This is a genomic window from Kitasatospora viridis (genome assembly GCF_007829815.1).
Taxonomy (GTDB): Bacteria; Actinomycetota; Actinomycetes; order Streptomycetales; family Streptomycetaceae; genus Kitasatospora; species Kitasatospora viridis.
This window is the reverse complement of record NZ_VIWT01000001.1, coordinates 2,355,318-2,372,133: the sequence shown is the minus strand read 5'-3', so window position 1 is coordinate 2,372,133 and position 16,816 is coordinate 2,355,318. Positions and strand designations below refer to the sequence as shown.

General features: G+C 74.3%; 15 protein-coding genes. 11 read left to right on the top strand and 4 right to left on the bottom strand.

The window, feature by feature from the left end:
* Nucleotides 1-123: 123 nt before the first annotated feature.
* Nucleotides 124-864, bottom strand: coding sequence for an SDR family NAD(P)-dependent oxidoreductase (locus FHX73_RS10420; protein WP_145904737.1), 741 nt, complete (start codon nucleotides 862-864; stop codon nucleotides 124-126).
* An 88-nt stretch (nucleotides 865-952) separates the two neighbouring features.
* Here FHX73_RS10420 and FHX73_RS10415 point away from each other — a divergent pair, with 88 nt between their 5' ends.
* Complete coding sequence (locus FHX73_RS10415; protein ID WP_145904736.1) at nucleotides 953-1,534, top strand: hypothetical protein; 582 nt, start codon at nucleotides 953-955, stop codon at nucleotides 1,532-1,534.
* Here the strand turns inward: FHX73_RS10415 and FHX73_RS10410 are convergent.
* From FHX73_RS10410 to FHX73_RS10400, 3 genes are all read right to left on the bottom strand, one after another.
* Nucleotides 1,522-2,574 (bottom strand): TolB-like translocation protein, encoded by a 1,053-nt coding sequence (locus FHX73_RS10410; RefSeq protein WP_145904735.1) that lies wholly within the window; start codon nucleotides 2,572-2,574, stop codon nucleotides 1,522-1,524. The two genes, FHX73_RS10415 and FHX73_RS10410, sit on opposite strands and share 13 nt — an antisense overlap.
* 158 nt (nucleotides 2,575-2,732) lie before the next feature.
* The gene (locus FHX73_RS10405) at nucleotides 2,733-3,287 is read right to left on the bottom strand and encodes a DUF6197 family protein (protein ID WP_145904734.1); all 555 of its coding nucleotides are present in this window, start codon (nucleotides 3,285-3,287) and stop codon (nucleotides 2,733-2,735) included.
* 127 nt (nucleotides 3,288-3,414) lie between these two features.
* The gene (locus FHX73_RS10400) at nucleotides 3,415-4,650 is read right to left on the bottom strand and encodes an aminoglycoside phosphotransferase family protein (RefSeq protein ID WP_211786168.1); all 1,236 of its coding nucleotides are present in this window, start codon (nucleotides 4,648-4,650) and stop codon (nucleotides 3,415-3,417) included.
* A gap of 60 nt (nucleotides 4,651-4,710) precedes the next feature.
* Here FHX73_RS10400 and FHX73_RS10395 point away from each other — a divergent pair, with 60 nt between their 5' ends.
* The 10 genes from FHX73_RS10395 to FHX73_RS10350 all read left to right on the top strand — a co-directional run bounded on the left by FHX73_RS10395 (nucleotide 4,711) and on the right by FHX73_RS10350 (nucleotide 16,776).
* Nucleotides 4,711-5,544 (top strand): ABC transporter ATP-binding protein, encoded by an 834-nt coding sequence (locus FHX73_RS10395; RefSeq protein WP_342795293.1) that lies wholly within the window; start codon nucleotides 4,711-4,713, stop codon nucleotides 5,542-5,544.
* A complete protein-coding gene (locus FHX73_RS10390) occupies nucleotides 5,541-6,218 on the top strand; it encodes an ABC transporter (RefSeq protein WP_145904733.1) in 678 nt (225 codons plus the stop codon). The genes FHX73_RS10395 and FHX73_RS10390 overlap by 4 nt, the downstream gene beginning before the upstream one ends.
* Nucleotides 6,219-6,401: 183 nt before the next feature.
* A complete protein-coding gene (locus tag FHX73_RS10385; protein WP_246213451.1) occupies nucleotides 6,402-7,994 on the top strand; it encodes an MFS transporter in 1,593 nt (530 codons plus the stop codon).
* A 146-nt stretch (nucleotides 7,995-8,140) separates the two neighbouring features.
* Nucleotides 8,141-8,596 (top strand): MarR family winged helix-turn-helix transcriptional regulator, encoded by a 456-nt coding sequence (locus FHX73_RS10380; protein ID WP_246213450.1) that lies wholly within the window; start codon nucleotides 8,141-8,143, stop codon nucleotides 8,594-8,596.
* Nucleotides 8,597-8,728: 132 nt separating this feature from the next.
* Nucleotides 8,729-9,223: a DUF1269 domain-containing protein gene (locus FHX73_RS10375; protein ID WP_145904731.1), complete on the top strand. Its 495-nt coding sequence runs from the start codon at nucleotides 8,729-8,731 to the stop codon at nucleotides 9,221-9,223.
* Nucleotides 9,224-9,299: 76 nt separating this feature from the next.
* Entirely contained in the window at nucleotides 9,300-10,658 is a 1,359-nt protein-coding gene (locus FHX73_RS10370) for an FtsW/RodA/SpoVE family cell cycle protein (RefSeq protein ID WP_145904730.1), read from the top strand.
* A gap of 47 nt (nucleotides 10,659-10,705) precedes the next feature.
* Nucleotides 10,706-12,172: a penicillin-binding transpeptidase domain-containing protein gene (locus FHX73_RS10365; protein WP_145908190.1), complete on the top strand. Its 1,467-nt coding sequence runs from the start codon at nucleotides 10,706-10,708 to the stop codon at nucleotides 12,170-12,172.
* Nucleotides 12,173-12,222: 50 nt separating this feature from the next.
* Complete coding sequence (locus tag FHX73_RS10360; RefSeq protein ID WP_145904729.1) at nucleotides 12,223-13,680, top strand: APC family permease; 1,458 nt, start codon at nucleotides 12,223-12,225, stop codon at nucleotides 13,678-13,680.
* 65 nt (nucleotides 13,681-13,745) lie between these two features.
* A complete protein-coding gene (locus FHX73_RS10355) occupies nucleotides 13,746-15,074 on the top strand; it encodes a glycosyltransferase 87 family protein (protein WP_145904728.1) in 1,329 nt (442 codons plus the stop codon).
* Nucleotides 15,075-15,141: 67 nt separating this feature from the next.
* The gene (locus FHX73_RS10350; RefSeq protein ID WP_246213449.1) at nucleotides 15,142-16,776 is read left to right on the top strand and encodes a N,N-dimethylformamidase beta subunit family domain-containing protein; all 1,635 of its coding nucleotides are present in this window, start codon (nucleotides 15,142-15,144) and stop codon (nucleotides 16,774-16,776) included.
* Nucleotides 16,777-16,816: the final 40 nt, after the last annotated feature.

Below are 16,816 nucleotides of genomic sequence, written 5' to 3'. Positions count from 1 at the left end.
GCCGACTGGCCTGCCGGGACCCGAAAAGCTTGCTGATGTACCGTCAAGCTGGGCGTATGCAAGCAGTCTGACGGTGCGTCTGGTGCTGAATCGATGAAGGGCGGACGGGTGAGTCCGCCTCCGTCAGACGGTGTAGCCGCCGTCCACCGCGATGCTGGTGCCGGTGACGTACCGGCCGGCCGGGCCGGCCAGGTACTCGACGGCGGCGGCGATGTCCTCCGCGGTGCCGAACTCGCCCAGGGCGGTGAGCGAGCGCTGGAACTCGGCGCTCTCGCCGTCGGCCGGGTTCATGTCGGTGTCGATCGGGCCCGGGTCCACGATGGTCGCGGTGATCCCGCGCGGACCGAGCTCGCGGGCCAGGCCCTTGGTCAGCCCGACCAGGGCCGACTTGGCGGTGGCCTGGAGGACGAAGTTCGCGCCGGGCACCCGGCCGTTGAAGCACGAGCCGATGCTGATGATCCTGCCCCCTGCGGTCATGTGCCGGGCGGCGGCCTGCGCGGCCAGCAGCACCGAGCGGACGTCCACCGCGAGCACCCGGTCCAGCTCCTCGGCGGTGATCCCGTCCAGCGGACCGTAGGTGAGGAAGCCGGCGTTGTTCACCAGGATGTCCAGCCCGCCCAGTTCGCGGACCGTCGTCTCCACCGCCTCGGCCGCGGCGCCCGGCTCGGTCAGATCGGCCCGGACCACCAGGGCCCGGCCGCCTGCCGCCTCGATCTCCTTCGCCACCGCCTCCGCCTGCCCGGCCGCGCTCACGTACGTCAGGGCCACCGCCGCACCCGCCCCGGCCAGCCGCTTCGCCACCGCCGCCCCGATCCCACGGCTGCCACCCGTCACCAGCGCCACCTTGCCGGTCAGCTCACCCATTGCCGTCCTCCTCCGTGCGTCCCGTTCGTTCGTGGTACGCACACCGTAGGAGTTGACGCCGGTGTCAGGTTCAAGTAGCTCTGTGCCCATGCGATTCGACGCGGTGCCGATGCCGGCGGGGGTGGCCGGGCGGCCGCGGGACGGGCGGGGGTACCCGGTGCCCGCGATCACGCCCTGGGAGGACGGCGAGCCGAGGTTCGCGCTGACCGACCACGGGCGGACCGCGCGGTGTGCGGTGCAGCGGGAGTGCTCGGTCTGCGGGGAGTTGATGCCGCGCGGGCCGGTCTGGCGGGTGGTCGGGGCGGGCGAGAGCGCGGCGATCGCGGCGGCGCTGGAGGCGGGCGCGCCCTACCGGAACATGGCGCCCACCGGGGAGGGGCCGGGGCACCGGGCCTGCATGCTGTACGCGGCGATGGTCTGCCCCTACCTGGCCCGGCCGAACGCCCGCCGCTCGGTGAGCAGCGGGCAGCCGGCCGACGAGCTGACGGGCCATCTGGTCCGCGGCGCCGCGCGCGGCGGCACCGGCGCGGTGGTGGGCTTCGCGGACTACGAGTACGCCGTGACGGAGCAGCAGGTGCTGTTCCGCTTCATCGACCTGGTGGAGTACCTGCCGCACCAGGAGGCCTCGGCCCACCTGGCGCGGCTGGAGGCCGAGATTCAGGCCCGGTAGGCCGGGAGGCCGATCGGGTGGGTGGCGACCGGGTGCGGCTGGAGCGAGCCGTCCGCGGGCAGCGAGACCACGCCGTCCGGGGTGCGGACGGCCAGCTCCTTGCCGTCCGGGGACCAGGCGGGCTCGGTGTAGTCGGTGGTGGCGTTCGGGGTGAGGTCCTGGATCTGCGGCGTCTGCTGGTCGAACTTGTCCAGGAAGAGGTGGTCGTGGCCGCCGACCGAGCGGACGAAGACCACCTCGCCGCCCTGCGGCGAGACCGCGGGCTCGGAGCCGGCGCCCACCGAGTAGGTGTTCAGCCGCAGGTAGTCGTCGCGGACGTAGACCTTGCCGTCGGCGGTGTTGGCGTAGGTCATGGAGCCCTGGGTGCCGGCCGCGTTCGCCCAGGTGTTGCCGGTGGTCGGCAGCTTGGGGGAGTCCGGCTCGGAGTCGCCGATCGGCAGCGGCGTGGGCGCGGCGGGCGCGCCGGTGGTCGGCACCTCGTAGAGCTGGGTGCTGCCGCCCGCGTCGACGGTGAAGGTGAGGTACTCGTGGTTGACGTCGGCCGCCTGGGAGGGCTTGGCCGACTCCCAGGTCGGGTGCGACCAGGTCTGGCCGCCGGGGTTGGTGGCCCGGACCTGCTGGTCGGTGCCGTCCGGCTTGCTGGTCACCAGGTCGCCCTTGCCGTCGATGAAGACGGCGCGGGTGCCGTCCGGGGACCAGGAGAGGTCGCGGACCGCGGTGTGGAAGTCCACCGTCGAGTCGGCCAGTGCGACCAGCTCGGTGCCGTTGCTGACCGTCAGGTGCGGCACCCCGGTGCCGTGCGCCGGGAGCGGTGCGGCGGTCGGTGCGGCGGAGCCCTTGCCGGTCGGGGCCGGTGCGGGCTTGGCGGTGCCGGTCGGCTTGCCGGCGGCGGGCGCCGAGGCGGCCGGGGAGGCCGTCGTCGAGCCGGCGGCCGGGACCTCGTCCGGGCCGCAGGCCGAGAGCAGCAGGGCCGCGCCGACGCCCAGTGCGGCGGTCAGGGCGAGGGACGCAGTGGTGCCGCGGCGGCGACGAACGGCCATGGGAATTCCCCCCGGAAGGAACGTGACGTGTGGTGACGTGACAAGCATGGCGAGCCGACGTCGCCGTCAGGTCGGGCGGCTGTCACGGCTGTGCAACAGGGCTGAGGCCACGTCAGGACCACGTCAGGACCACGTCGGGCGGCACGTCGGTGCCCGCGTCAGAGTCCGAGCCGGCGGGCGCGCAGGGCGGCCTGCTCCAGCAGGCGGTGCACGTCGGCCTGACGGGTGGTGGGGCGGTCGTTGTACTCGTCCGGCGAGTGGACGGGGCGTCCGGTGGCGTGCAGCACCTCCATCACCTGGACCCGCGCGGTGCGCACCGTCGCCGGGACGCCGTAGCCGTGCGCCAGCACCGCGGCCTGGGCGCCGAGCAGGCAGACCCGGCCCGCCGCGTCCCACATCGCGCCCTGCAGCCAGCCGGCGCCGGTCAGGTAACGGGAGGTCAGCTCCAGGTGCTCGGCGGCGCTGACCCGGACCGGCCGGGCCGGGCGGTGGGCGATCCGGTCCAGCAGCGTGCGGTGCGGCACCGGGTGCCCGGCGAACCAGGCCTGCCGGACGCTGCCCAGCGGGGAGATGTGGGGCGGGCAGACGTACGGAACGGGTTGGGCCGCCGGCCGGGGCAGCGCGGCGAGGTAGGCCTCGATCTCGGCGACCAGGCCGGAGGCGTCGACGGTGAGGGTGAGCGGGGCGGGCGACGGGAGCAGGATGGACGGCACCGGGGTCTCCTCTGTCCGGATTGTGCCGTTTCATCCTGCGCGGTCGCCGTGCCGACCGGACGCACCCCGCCGACCGTCGCGTGTCGCGGGGTGCGTCGCCCCGGGCTGCCCAGTGGGCTCAGCGGGCTCAGCGGGCCGCGAAGGCCGCCAGGGCGGAGCGGATCTCGGCCGCCGGGTCGCCCGCGTGGTAGCGGTACTCGGAGGGCTCGATGGAGTCCAGGAACTCCTGGTAGCGGACCGCGTAGCCGAGGTGGGTGAGCGGCGCGGCCAGCCGCAGGGCCCGCTCCGGGTCGCTGCCCGGGGCGACGGTGCGCCAGGCCTCGCACCAGGCCTCGGCCGCCTGCGCCCAGCGCTCGGCCGAGCAGAAGTCGCGCGGCCGCAGTCCGTCCAGCGCCGGGTGCCCGTAGCAGGCGTCGGCGAAGTCCACCAGCACCGCCTCCGTGCCGGCCGAGCGCCAGTTGCCGGGGTGGAAGTCCCCGTGCAGCACCACGTCCGGCAGCCCGCACTCCGCCAGCTCCCGCACCAGCTCCGGCAGTTGATCGGCCATCAGGTGGGCCTGGGCCAGCTCCTGCGCCGTCAGTTCGGCGGCCGCCGGGCCTTCCAGCAGCACCTTGACGGCTGCGGCCAGCACGGCGGGGGAGCGGTCCGGCACCCCGGCGGGCGCCCCGCCCGGGTAGCTGGCGGCCAGCGCGGCCTGGGCCCGGACCAGCCGCGGCACCACGTCCGCCACCACCTCGGCGGACGGGCCCCAGCAGTCCTCGCCGGGCACGTGGTCGAGCAGCAGCAGTCGGCGCGCCGGATCGGCGGCCAGCACCGGCGGGACGAGCGACGGGTCGACCCCGCCGAACAGGGCGATCACCGCGGCCTCGTCGACCGCGAACCGCCGCCCGGTCTTCAGCCAGACCGCGCTGTCGGCGGTGGGCAGCCGGAACAGCCCGGCCAGGTTCCAGGTCTTCACCTGCGCCACCGGCCCGGTCACCGGCCGCCCGGCGGCGGCCAGTTCGCGCTCCGCCCAGTCCAGCGCCGCCCGCACCCCGGCCGCGGTGGCGTAGTCGGCCCGCAGCGGGTGCGGGGCCAGCATCGCCGACTCCTCGGGCGTGAAGGGCCGCAGCGCGGGCGCGACCGGCTCGGCCAGCGCCAGCGCGTGGTAGACCGCCTCGCCACCGAGCCCGCCCCCGCCGCCGCGCACGTCCAGCAGCCGCAGCACCACGGTTGGGACGCCGAGCAGTTCGGCCAGGTGCTCGTTGACCGGCGCCACGTCGTGCCACCGGGGCCGGTCAACCGGGAACGGCCCGACCACCCCCAACTCCCGCTCTCCGTGGGTCAGCAGGACGGTCACCGTACGATTACTGGGATTGCTCACCGGGGCAGTTTGGGGGCTGGATCGGTTGTTGGCGACCGATTTTCCGAACGGGGGTTCGGCGTGGGCGGTTTGAAACTGGCCGGTGTCGGCAAGCAGTACCGGCGCGGCGCGCCCTGGGTGCTGCGCGGAGCCGACCTGGACGTGCCCGCCGGGGCGCTGGTGCGGATCGAGGGGGCCAACGGGAGCGGCAAGTCCACCCTGCTCAAGCTGGTCGGCGGGATCGAGCCGCCGAGCCGGGGCCGGATCGAGCTGACCGGGCGGCGGGCCTACGTGCCCGAGCGGTTCCCGCCCGCGCTGCCCTTCGACGCCGGCGACTACCTGCGCCGGCTCGGCCGGATCCACGGGCTGGACGCGCGCACCGCCGCCGCCCGGGCGGACGAGTGGCTGGACCGGTTCGGAATCGCCGACCGGGCCGGCACCCCGCTCAGCCGGCTCTCCAAGGGCACCTGCCAGAAGGTCGCGGTGGCCCAGGCGCTGCTCGCCGAGGCGGACGTGCTGCTGCTGGACGAGGCCTGGACCGGGCTCGACCAGGACTCCCGGGCGCTGCTCGACCAGGCCGCCGCCGACCGCGCGGCGGCGGGCGGCACCGTGCTCTTCGTGGACCACGATCTCCACCGCCTAGCCGGGCTGACCACCGCCGCCTACCGGGTCCAGGACGGCGCGCTGACGCCCGCTCAGCCGGCGGCCCCGGTCGACCCCGACCGCCCGCCGGTGCGGATCCGGGTCGCCGCGCCCGAGTTGCCGGACCGTCTGCCCGGCGACCCGAAGCGCGCCGAGCCCGCCCCCGACGGCACCGTGCTGCTCCGGGTGGCCGCCGAGCACTCGGACGCGCTGCTGCGTCGGCTGCTCGCCGCCGACGCCCACATCGTCGAGGTCAGGGGTGAGGACGCGTGACCGCGCTGACCCGGTACCAACTGGAGCTGCTGCTGCGCTCGCAGCGCTGGCTGCCGCCGTTCCTCGGCTACGCCGCGCTGGTGGCGATCCTCGTCCAGCAGGGCAGCCCGCTGCTGGACGGCCTGGGGCTGGGCGCGGCGCTGCTGGTGCCGGTGACGGCCTGGTACGTGCGCTGCACGCTGACCGCCGATCCTCCGCAGGCCCGCGCCGTCCTGGTGGCCGCCCGGGGTGCGGCCCGGGTGCAGCTGGCCTCGCTGCTGGCGGCGCTGCTGGCCGGCACCGTGCTGGCGGTGCTCGGCACGGGCGCGATCTGGTGGCTGAGCGGCCCGACCACCGGCGTGCCGAACCCGAAGCCCCCGGTGCCCGTGGCGCCGGTGCTGCTGGCCGGCCTGCTCGGCGCGCTGGCCTGCGTGCTCACCGGGCTGGCGATCGGCGCGCTCTGCCACCGGCCGGTGCTGCTGCGGCCCGGGTGGGGGCTGCTGGGCGTGCTCGGGCTCTCGGTGCCGGTGCTGGTGGCGTCCGGTTCGCCGGCCAACGCGGCGGTGCGGGCGCTGGTCACCGGGTCCCGGGTGGCCCGGGTGGAGCAGCCGGTGGTGGCGCTGCTGGGCGCGCTGGTGCTGGCCGGCGCGGTGGCGGCCGGTTCGGCCTGGCTGGCGGGGCGCCGCACCGAGTAGCAGCCAGTCGTATACGCGTGAACTGCACGCACAGTCGTGCGCACAGGAGGGTCGCCCGCATCGGGCGGCCCTCCTCGTCGTTCTGTCGACCATCGATCGCTTGACAGTCGATCTCCAGATTACTAGCGTTTTTAATCATCGAGATTTCGATGGTTTGTCTTCATCACGGCCTGGGGGTTCGCCATGTCCACCGCTCCACAGCTCGACACCCCGCCCGCCCGGGGCACCGCACCCGACCCGCCCGGTGGCTCCGGCCGCTGGTGGACGCTCGGCATCGTGTCCATCGCGACGTTCATGCTGATGCTCGACCTGACGGTGGTGAACGTCGCGCTGCCCGACCTGCGGACCGCGCTGCACGCCGACTTCTCCGCCCTGCAGTGGGTGCTCGACGCCTACGCGCTGACCCTCGCCGCCTTCCTGCTCACCGGCGGCTCGCTGGCCGACCGGCTCGGCCGCAAGCGGGTCTACCTGGCCGGCTTTGCGATCTTCACCGCCGCCTCGCTCGCCTGCGGCGCGGCCGGCGGGATCGCCGGACTGAACATCGCGCGCGGGGTGCAGGGCGCGGGCGCCGCGGTGCTCTTCGCGGTCGGCCCGGCGCTGATCGGGCAGGAGTTCCGGGGCAAGGACCGCGGACTGGCGTTCGGCGTCTTCGGCGGCGTCTCCGGGCTGGCCATCGCCTTCGGCCCGCTGATCGGCGGCGCGCTCACCGACGGGATCGGCTGGCGCTGGATCTTCCTGGTCAACGTGCCGATCGGGGTGCTGGCGATGGTGCTCGGGGCGCTGCGGATCGGCGAGTCCCGCGACCCCGCCGCGCACCGGGTGGACTGGGCCGGCCTGCTCGCCTTCTCCGGCGCGCTCACCCTGCTGGTGCTGGGCTTCCTGCGAGGCGAGGCGCTCGGCTGGGGCAGCCCGGCGATCATCGGGATGTTCGCCGGCTCGGCGGTGCTGCTGGCCGCGTTCTGGCTGATCGAGCGCCGGCTCGGCGAGGCCGCGATGCTCGACCTCGGGCTGTTCCGCAACCTGACCTTCAACGGCATCTCGGCCGCCACCCTGCTGGCCAACGCGGCCGGCATGTCGGCGATCTTCCTCCAGGTCTCCTACATGCAGAACGAGCTCGGCTACTCCCCGCTCGCCACCGGCCTGCGGTTCCTGCCGCTGACCCTGCTGCTCTTCGTGGCCGCCGCGGTCACCGGCTCACTGACCGTCAGGGTGGCGCCGCGGCTGCTGGTCGGCACCGCCACCGCGCTGATGGCGGCCGGCCTCTTCCTGGTCACCCTGGTGCACCCGGGCAGCGGCTGGACGGCGCTGCTGCCGAGCATGGCGGCCACCGGACTCGGGATGGGCATGTTCAACCCGCCGCGGGCCGCACTGGCGATCGGCGTGGCCGAGCCGGCCAAGGCGGGCATGGCGGCCGGCATCGGCGAGACCTTCCAGCAGGTCGGGATCGCGATCGGGATCGCCGGGTTCGGCGCGCTCTTCCAGCAGCGGGTGACCGACGGCTTCGCGGCCTCCCCGGCGGGCAGCGCGCTGGGCGGCGGAGCCCGGGCGGCCGGGCGCACGGTGGCCGCCGGGGCCGGCGAGCAGCTCTCGCACTCGGTGCCCGCCGCGCTGGCCGGCCCGGTCCGGGCGGCGGCCCGGACGGCCTTCGTGCACGGGCTGACCGAGGTGATGACGATCGGCGGGGCGGTGGCCGCGGTGGCCGCGCTCTGCGGCTTCCTGCTGGTCCGCCGGCGCGACCTGCACGAGAGCGCGCTGGCCGGCGCCGAACACGCCTGACGCACCGCGAGCGGGCGCACCCGGCGGGCCGGGGGAGCGCACCTGACGCACCGTCGGCCGCCCGGGCCGGGAGACCGGGCGGCCAACCGGGTCCGGGAAGGCCGGGATCGCCGATAATGGAGGATCCCGACGAAGAGAGGGCTCCGATGTCGCTGCGCGCCGACTTCCTGCTTGCCGAACGCACCGGTGTGCTGCTGTTCAAGGCCGGGCTGCTGGTCCAGGAGGAGGCCGAGCGGGCCTTCCAGGCGGCCGGTTCCAGCCTGCGCACCTTCATGGTGCTCTCCGCGCTGGCCGGCCAGGCCGAGCTCTCCCAGCAGGACCTGAGCCAGGTGCTCAACCTGGACCCCACCACGGTGGTGGCGCTGATCGACGAGCTGGAGAAGGCCGGCCAGGTGGAGCGGCAGCGCAACCCCGCCGACCGCCGCCGCTACATCCTGCGGCTGACCGACCGGGGCCGGGAGGCGCGGGCCGCCGTCGAGGAGGTGGCGACCGCGACCGAGCAGGCGTTCTTCGCCCGGCTGGAGCCCGGCGAGCGGGAACTGCTGCACGGGATGCTCGACCGGCTGCTGGACGGCCGCTGGCCGCAGGCCGTCTGCGACTGACAGGGCGCCGGGTCCAAAACCGGACACACCGTCACAGGTGATGGATAAATAGGTTAAATACTCACTACGGTGGCGACTGCATGCCTTCGAGATGCCTTCGAGCTGACCAGTCGAGTCGGAAGGACCCCACCCGTGAGCAACCTCTTCGCGATCGCCTACCCGGACCTCGCCACCGCCCAGCAAGTCCGCAACGAAGCCCTCGCCCTGCAGAAGCAGCAGCTCATCGAGCTGGAGGACATCGTCGTGGTGGAGCGCCGCGAGGACGGCCGGATCAAGCTGCACCAGGCCACCAGCACCACCGGCATGGCCGCCGCCTCCGGCGCGCTCTGGGGCGGGGTGATCGGCCTGCTCTTCTTCATGCCGCTGATCGGCGCGGCCGTCGGCGGCGCCACCGGCGCGGCGGTCGGCGCCTCCACCGACATCGGCGTGGACGACGACTTCATGCGCCGGGTCGGCGAGCACCTGCGCCCGGGCGCGGCCGCCGTCTTCCTGCTGGTCCGCAAGGCCACCGCCGACAAGGTGGTGCCGGCGCTGGCGAAGTTCGGCGGCCAGATCATCCAGACCTCGCTCTCGCACGAGGCGGAGGAGCACCTCAAGGAGATGGCCAAGGCCCAGCAACCCGCCTGACGCCAGCTCAGAAACCCGCCTGACGTCGGCCCGGCAGCCCGCCTGACGCCACCCCACCCACCGCCGGAGCCCCCGCATGGCCACCCCAGCCGCATCCGCAGCCGCGGCCGACCGGTCCGAGCCGGCCGCCCGGCGGCCGCGCACCGGTCGCACCACGGAACTCGCGCTGGTGCTGTGCGCGGTCGCGATCGCGGTCTTCGGGTACGTGGAGGTCGGCGTCAACATCGACGGCCGGGCGCCCGCCGACGCGGCCCGCTACGGCGGGGCGCTGTGCGGGCTCGCGCTGCTCGCCCACTTCCTGGTGCGCTGGAAGGCCAAGTACGCCGATCCGCTGCTGCTGCCGATCGCGGTGCTGCTCAACGGGACCGGACTGGTCGTCATCTACCGGCTGGACCGGGCCACCCCGCACAGCTCGGCGGCGCCGACCCAACTGCTCTGGTCCACCCTCGGGGTGGGGCTCTTCATCGCGGTCACCGTGCTGCTGCGGGACCACCGGTGGCTCAGCCGGTACGCGTACAGCGGGGTGCTGGTGGCGCTGGTGCTGCTGATCGTGCCGATCTTCTTCCCGGCGGTCTACGGCTCGCGGATCTGGATCACCGTGGGCTCGTTCTCGATCCAGCCCGGTGAGTTCGCCAAGGTGCTGCTGGTGGTCTTCTTCGCCGCCTACCTCGCCGCGCACGGCGACGCGCTGGCCCTGACGGGGCGCCAGATCTGGAAGTTCCGGCTGCCGCCCGGCCGGGTGCTCGGGCCGGTGCTGCTGGTCTGGGCGGCGTTCGTCGGGGTGCTGGTGCTGGAGACCGACCTGGGGATGTCGCTGCTCTACTTCGGCATCTTCGTGGTGATGCTCTACGTGGCCACCGCCCGGATCGGCTGGATCGCGATCGGCCTGGTGCTGGCCGGCGCCGGCGTCACCGTGGTCGGCTGGCTCTCGCCGCACGTGCACTCCCGGGTGGAGCAGTGGCTGCACCCGCTGGCCTCGATCCAGGCCGGCCAGGGCGCCAACCAGATCGCCCAGTCGCTGTTCGCCTTCGCCTGGGGCGGGCTGCTCGGCGAGGGGCTGGGCAAGGGGCACTCGATCCTGATCGGCTTCGCCGCCAAGTCCGACTTCGTGCTCGCCACCATCGGCGAGGAGCTGGGGCTGACCGGCCTGCTGGCGCTCTTCCTGCTCTACGCCCTGCTGGTCGGCCGGGGTTACCGCACCGGGATCGCGCTCAGCGACCCGTTCGGGCGGCTGCTGGCGATCGGCCTGGCCACCGTGGTCGGCCTGCAGGTGTTCGTGGTGGCCGGCGGGGTGCTGGCGCTGATCCCGCTGACCGGCGCCACCCTGCCGTTCATCGCCCAGGGCGGCTCCTCGGTGGTGACCAACTGGATCATCGTGGCGCTGCTGGTGCGGATGAGTGACCTGGCCCGCCGGCCCCGGGAGGAGCAGCCGTGAACAACCGAACTCCGGGCCGGCACCCCGACCAGCAGCGTCGTCCGGGCATCAACATCACCGGCCGCCGGGCCGGCACCTTCTGCCTGCTGCTCTCCGTGCTGCTGGCGGCCCAGGCCACCCGGGTGCAGTTCTTCCAGGCCAAGGGCTACGACGACAACCCGGCCAACCAGCGCAAGGCGATCGAGCGCTACGACCAGCCGCGCGGCGACATCCTGGTGGCCGGCAAGCCGGTGACCGGCTCGACCGCCACCGGCGGGCGCTACGACTACAAGCGCAGCTACCCGGACGGCCCGCTGTACGCGGCGGTGACCGGCTTCTCCTCGCAGATCTACGGCAACACCCAGCTGGAGGGCACCGAGGACGCGCTGCTCAGCGGCACCGACAACCGGCTGGCCGGCTGGGCGGTGTGGAGCGCGATCACCCGCAAGCAGAACCCGGGCGGGCAGGTGTTCACCACCATCGACCCGGCCGCCCAGCAGGCCGCGATGCAGGGCCTGGGCAGCCAGAAGGGCGCGGTGGCCGCGATCGAACCGGCCACCGGGCGGATCCTGGCGCTGGCCAGCACCCCGTCCTACGACCCGGGCAGCTTCGCCGGCTCGTCCACCGCCGACCAGCAGGCCTGGACCAAGCTGCAGGACGACAGCGACCAGCCGATGCTCAACCGGGCGCTGCGGCAGACCTACCCGCCGGGCTCGACCTTCAAGGTGGTCACCGCGGCGGCCGCCCTGGCGAACGGCGTGGTCAGCGACATCAACGCGCCGACCAGCGCGCCCTTCCCGTTCGTGCTGCCGGGCACCACCACCGCGCTGGTCAACGACACCAGCGCCTGCGACACCCCGAACATGGACCTCGACACCGCCATGACGCTGTCCTGCAACAGCGTGCTCGGCTACCTCGGCACCCAGGTCGGCCTGGACAAGATGGTGTCGACCGCGCAGGCCTTCGGGTTCAACGACGCCCGGCTGGACACCCCGGTGCGGGCCGCCCGGAGCAACTTCGACACCTCGATGAACCAGTCCCAGGTGGCGCTCTCCTCGATCGGCCAGTTCGACACCGCCGCCACCCCGCTGGTGATGGCGATGGTCGCGGCGGGCGTCGCGAACAACGGCACGGTGATGTATCCCCAGCTTGTGGACAAGTTGGCGAAGTCCGACGGCTCGACGGTGCAGCTGATGCGGCCGCAGGTCTACAAGCAGGCGATCAGCCCGGCGGTGGCCGGCCAGGTGCAGCAGCTGATGGCCGACGTGGTGAGCAACGGCACCGGCACCAACGCCCGGATCCCCGGCGCCACGGTCGGCGGGAAGACCGGCACCGCGCAGCACGGGGTGGACAACAGCGGGGTGCCGTACGCCTGGTTCATCTCCTGGGCGAAGCCGAGCGGTTCCTCGAACGTGCCGCCGGTCGCGGTGGCCGTGGTGATCGCGGACAGCTCGGCGACCGACGTGACGGGCGGGGCCCTGGCCGCGCCGATCGCCCGCTCGGTGATGCAGGCGGTCCTGGGCAGCTCCTCCTGAAAGGTATATTTATGCGGTAAGCCTTATAAACCATCAGGAAGCGGCACCCCGTGAGCACCACCCCCACCCTCGGCCAGGCCCTGCTGCGGCGGAAGCCCGTCGCCACGCTGATCGCGGAGAGCGACGGCAGCCGCACCGACGGCGGGCAGCTGCGCCGATCGATCGGGCTCTGGCAGCTCTCCGCGATCGGCATCGGCGCCACCGTCGGCACCGGCATCTTCTTCGTGCTCAGCGCCGCCGTGCCGGAGGCCGGCCCGGCCGTGGTGGTCTCCTTCCTGCTGGCCGCCGTCACCGCCGGCCTGACCGCGCTCTGCTACGCCGAGCTGGCCTCGGCCATCCCGGTGTCCGGCTCCTCCTACTCGTACGCCTACGCCACCCTCGGCGAGGCCACCGCCTTCGGCGTCGGGGTCTGCCTGCTGCTGGAGTACGGGGTCTCCGCCTCGGCCATCGCGGTCAGCTGGGGGCAGTACCTGAACAAGTTCTTCGAGCTGGCCTTCGGCTTCCGGGTGCCGGACTGGCTGGCCGCCCCGCCCGGCCACGGCGGCTACGTCAACCTGCCGGCCGTGGTGCTGGTCGCGCTGGTGGTGCTGCTGCTGGTGCGCGGGGTCAGCGAGTCCGCCCGGGTCAACGCGGCCATGGTCGGTATCAAGATCGTGGTGCTGGTGCTCTTCGTGGCGGTCGGCCTGACCGGCTACCACTCCGGCAACCTGCACGACTTCATGCCGTTCGGCTGGTCCGGCGTCGGCGTCGCGGCCTCCAGCATCTTCTTCTCCTTCATCGGCCTGGACGCCGTCTCCACCGCCGGCGAGGAGGTCCGCAACCCGCGCCGGAACCTGCCGCTGGCGATCGTGATCTCGCTGGTCGTGGTCACCCTGCTGTACGTGGCGGTGGCGCTGGCCGCCGTCGGCGCCCAGCCGTGGGGCAGGTTCGACGGGCAGGAGGCCGGGCTGGCGCAGATCCTGCAGGACCTGACCGGACAGACCTGGCCGGCCCTGGTGTTCGCGCTCGGCGCGATCGTGTCGATCTTCAGCGTCACCCTGGTCGTGGTCTACGGCCAGACCCGGATCCTCTACTCGATGGGCCGGGACGGGCTGCTGCCGGCCCGGTTCGCCGCCGTCTCGCCGCGCACCGGCACCCCGGTCTGGAACACCCTGGTGGTCGGCGCGGGCGTGGCCCTGCTCGCCGCCGTGGTGCCGCTGGACGTGCTGACCGACCTGACCTCGATGGGCACCCTGGTGGCGTTCTCGGTGGTCAGCATCGGGGTGATGGTGCTGCGGCGCACCAACCCCGCACTGGAGCGCGGCTTCAAGGTGCCCGGCTACCCGGTCACCCCGCTGCTCAGCGTCGCCTTCTGCGCCTACCTGATCAAGGGCCTGCACGCGCTGACCTTCGCCTTCTTCGGCGTCGCGATGCTGATCGCCGCCGCGGGCTACTTCGGCTACGGCATCCGCCACTCCCGGCTCACCCGCACCCCCGCCGAGCAGCCGGTGCCCGCCGTCCGGGGCTGACCGGACTGCGCCGTACGGACCAGGCCTCCCGCCGTCCGGCACCCCACCGCCCTACCCTTCCAGGCATGGTGACCCCTCGTCAGCCCCGCGGCCCGGACCGGCGGCAGGGCGCGGGCCTGCCGCGCCAGCGGGCCGGGCGGCCCCCGCGGCCGCCCGGCCCGGCCTGGGCGCGCTGGGCCGACCGGGCCGCCGGGCTCGGCCGCCGCCGCCCCGTCCAACTGCTCGCCTGCCTGGTCGCGGCCGGCTGGGCGGGCGGCTTCCCGCTGGTCTCCCGGCTGGCCAACCAGCGCCTGTGGGGCGAGACCGCCGCCCCCGCCTACCTGCTGGCCGGCCTGGCCGTGCTGCTGCTGCCCCGGTGGGCGGCCGGGCGGGCCGCCGCGCTGATCACCCTCGGCGGTGCGGTGCTGCTGCCGCTCACTCTGCTGGCGGTGCAGCGGCGGGCGCAGTCCGAGGTCGGCGTGGTGGAGCGGGCCGCCGCCCTACTACTGCACACCGGCACCCCGTACCTGCCCGACCCGGTCGCGGTCACCGACTTCAACCCCTACCTGCCCGCGATGGCGCTGTTCGGGCTGCCCCGGGCGCTGCTGGGCACCGGCGGCCCGGCCGCGCTGCTGCTCGGCGACGCCCGGGTCTGGTTCGCCGCCGCCTTCCTCGGCTGCCTGGCCGTCAGCTGGCGGCTGCTCAGCCCCGACCGGGCCAGCCCGCTGCTGCCGCTGGCGCTGCTCACCGGCTCCCCGCTGATCGCGCTCAGCCTGACCGTCGGCGGCGTGGACCTGCCGCTGATCGGGGTCTGCTGCCTGGCCCTGGCACTGGCCGCGCGGGGCCGGCCGCTCGCCGCCGGGCTGGTGCTGGCGCTCGCCTGCACCCTCAAGTGGACGGCCTGGCCGGCGCTGCCGGTGGCGCTGCTGCTGCTGCGCCGCCGGCACGGCAACCGGGCGGCGCTGCGCACCGCGGCCGTCACCGTCGCGCTCGCCGCCGCGGTGATCCTGCCGTTCGCGCTGAGCCGGCCGCAGGACCTGCGGCTGCAGGTGGTGCGCTACCCGCTCGGGCTGACCCCGGTGCGCACGCCGGCCGGCAGCCCGCTGCCCGGCAAGCTGATCGCCGACCTCGGACCGGCCGGGCACAGCGCCGCGCTGCTGCTGATACTGGCCGGCTGCCTGGCGGTGGCCGGCTGGGCCCTGCGCCGCCCGCCGGCCGGCGCGGCCGCCGCCGCGGACCGGCTGGCGGCCGGGCTGACCACCGCCTTCCTGCTCGCCCCGGCCGGGCGGTTCGGCTACCTCGCACTGCCCGCCGTGCTGGTCTGCTGGCCCCGGCTGGCGGCCCACCACTGGCCCGGACGCACCACCGGCCGGGCACGTACGGTGGACGGCGGGAGCGTCACCCTCACCCGGTGAGGTGCCCTGACGGATCGTGGGGGAGTATGGCGCCGACTTTCCCCACCGAGGCGCAGGAGGAACCGGGATGGCCGAGCACCGCCGTGACGCAGAACGCCCCGACGGACCGCGGGGCCACCGCGCCGCCCGGTCCAGGCGGCGCTTCCTCGGCTGGGCCGCCGGCGGTGCCGCCGGAGTCGCGGCCGCCGGCGCCGGACTGGCCGCCTGCGGGACGGGCGGGGCCAAGGGCGGCGGGACCACCGCCGCGGTGGCGGCGGACGGCTCGCCCGCGCCGTCCGGCAGTGCCGCCCCCACTGCCGCGCAGCGGGAGAACGACAAGCCCGGCACGCCCGGCTGGCAGATCGGCAACGCCGGCCCCGACCGGGCGATCGAGGGCTGGGCCGACCGGGTCAGCGTGCTGCCGGGCGAGAAGTTCGGCCTGCACGTCTCCACCACCGCGCCCGGCTACAAGGTGACGGCCATCCGGACGGGTTACTACGGCGGCGTCCGCGGCCGCCAGGTCTGGCAGTCCGACCACCTGCCCGGCACCCGGCAGCCGGCCGCCACGGTCGACAAGACGACCCGGATGGTCTCCACCGACTGGCCGGTCGGCACCACCGTGGACACCACCGGCTGGCCCGAGGGCAGTTACCTGCTGCGGCTGGACGCCGACGGCGGCGCCGGCCAGCGCTACGTGCCGATCACCGTCCGCTCCGCCAGCACCGCCGGGAAGCTGGTGGTGGTCAACGCGGTGGCCACCTGGCAGGCCTACAACCTGTGGGGCGGCTACAACCTCTACAACGGCCCGAGCGGCGGCCTGCCGACCCGCTCCCTGGTGGCCTCCTTCGACCGGCCCTACGACACCTACGACGGCGCCGGCCTGTTCTGGGTCTACGAGACGCCGTTCATCGCGCTGGCCGAGAAGCTCGGCCTGCCGCTCGCCTACACCACCAGCACCGACCTGGCCGGCTCGCCCGACCTGCTCAAGGGCGCGCTCGCGGTGCTCTCGCTCGGGCACGACGAGTACTGGTCGCCGGAGCAGCGGGCCAACGTCACCGCCGCCCGGGACGCCGGCACCAACGTGGCGATCCTCGGCGCCAACTGCTGCTTCCGCCGGGTCCGTTACGAGCCCTCGCCGACCGGCCCGGACCGCCAGGTGGTCTGCTACAAGGACTCCTACAAGGAGGACCCCGGCTTCAAGGCCGGCAAGCCGGCCACCACCGACTTCCGGGTCTCGCCCGGCGCCGACCCGGAGAGCTCGCTGCTCGGCGTGATCTACGACGGCTACCCGGTGGACGAGCCCTACGTGGTCACCAACCCGGGCCACTGGCTGCTGGAGGGCACCGGGGCGAAGGCCGGCGACAGCTTCGAGCACCTGGTCGGCGTCGAGTACGACCGGGTCAACACCGGCTTCGACACCCCCCGGCCGATCGAGATCCTGGCCCACTCGCCGGTGGTCTGCGCGGGCCGCAAGAGCTTCAGCGACACCGCCTTCTACGCCGCGCCGAGCGGCGCCGGGGTGTTCGGCAGCGGCACCATGCGCTGGGTGGAGTCGCTGGACGCCAGCGGGGACGGCAGCAACGGCGCCGTCCACTCGATCACCGGCCAGGCCGCGGCGTTCACCCAGCAGGTCACCACCAACCTGCTGAAGGCCTTCGCGGCCGGCCCGGCCGGCAAGGCGCACCCGCCGCAGGACAACGTGGCCGAGGTCTACGGGCACTGACGCCGAAGAGCCTGACGGCCGGTCGATTGACCGGCCGTCA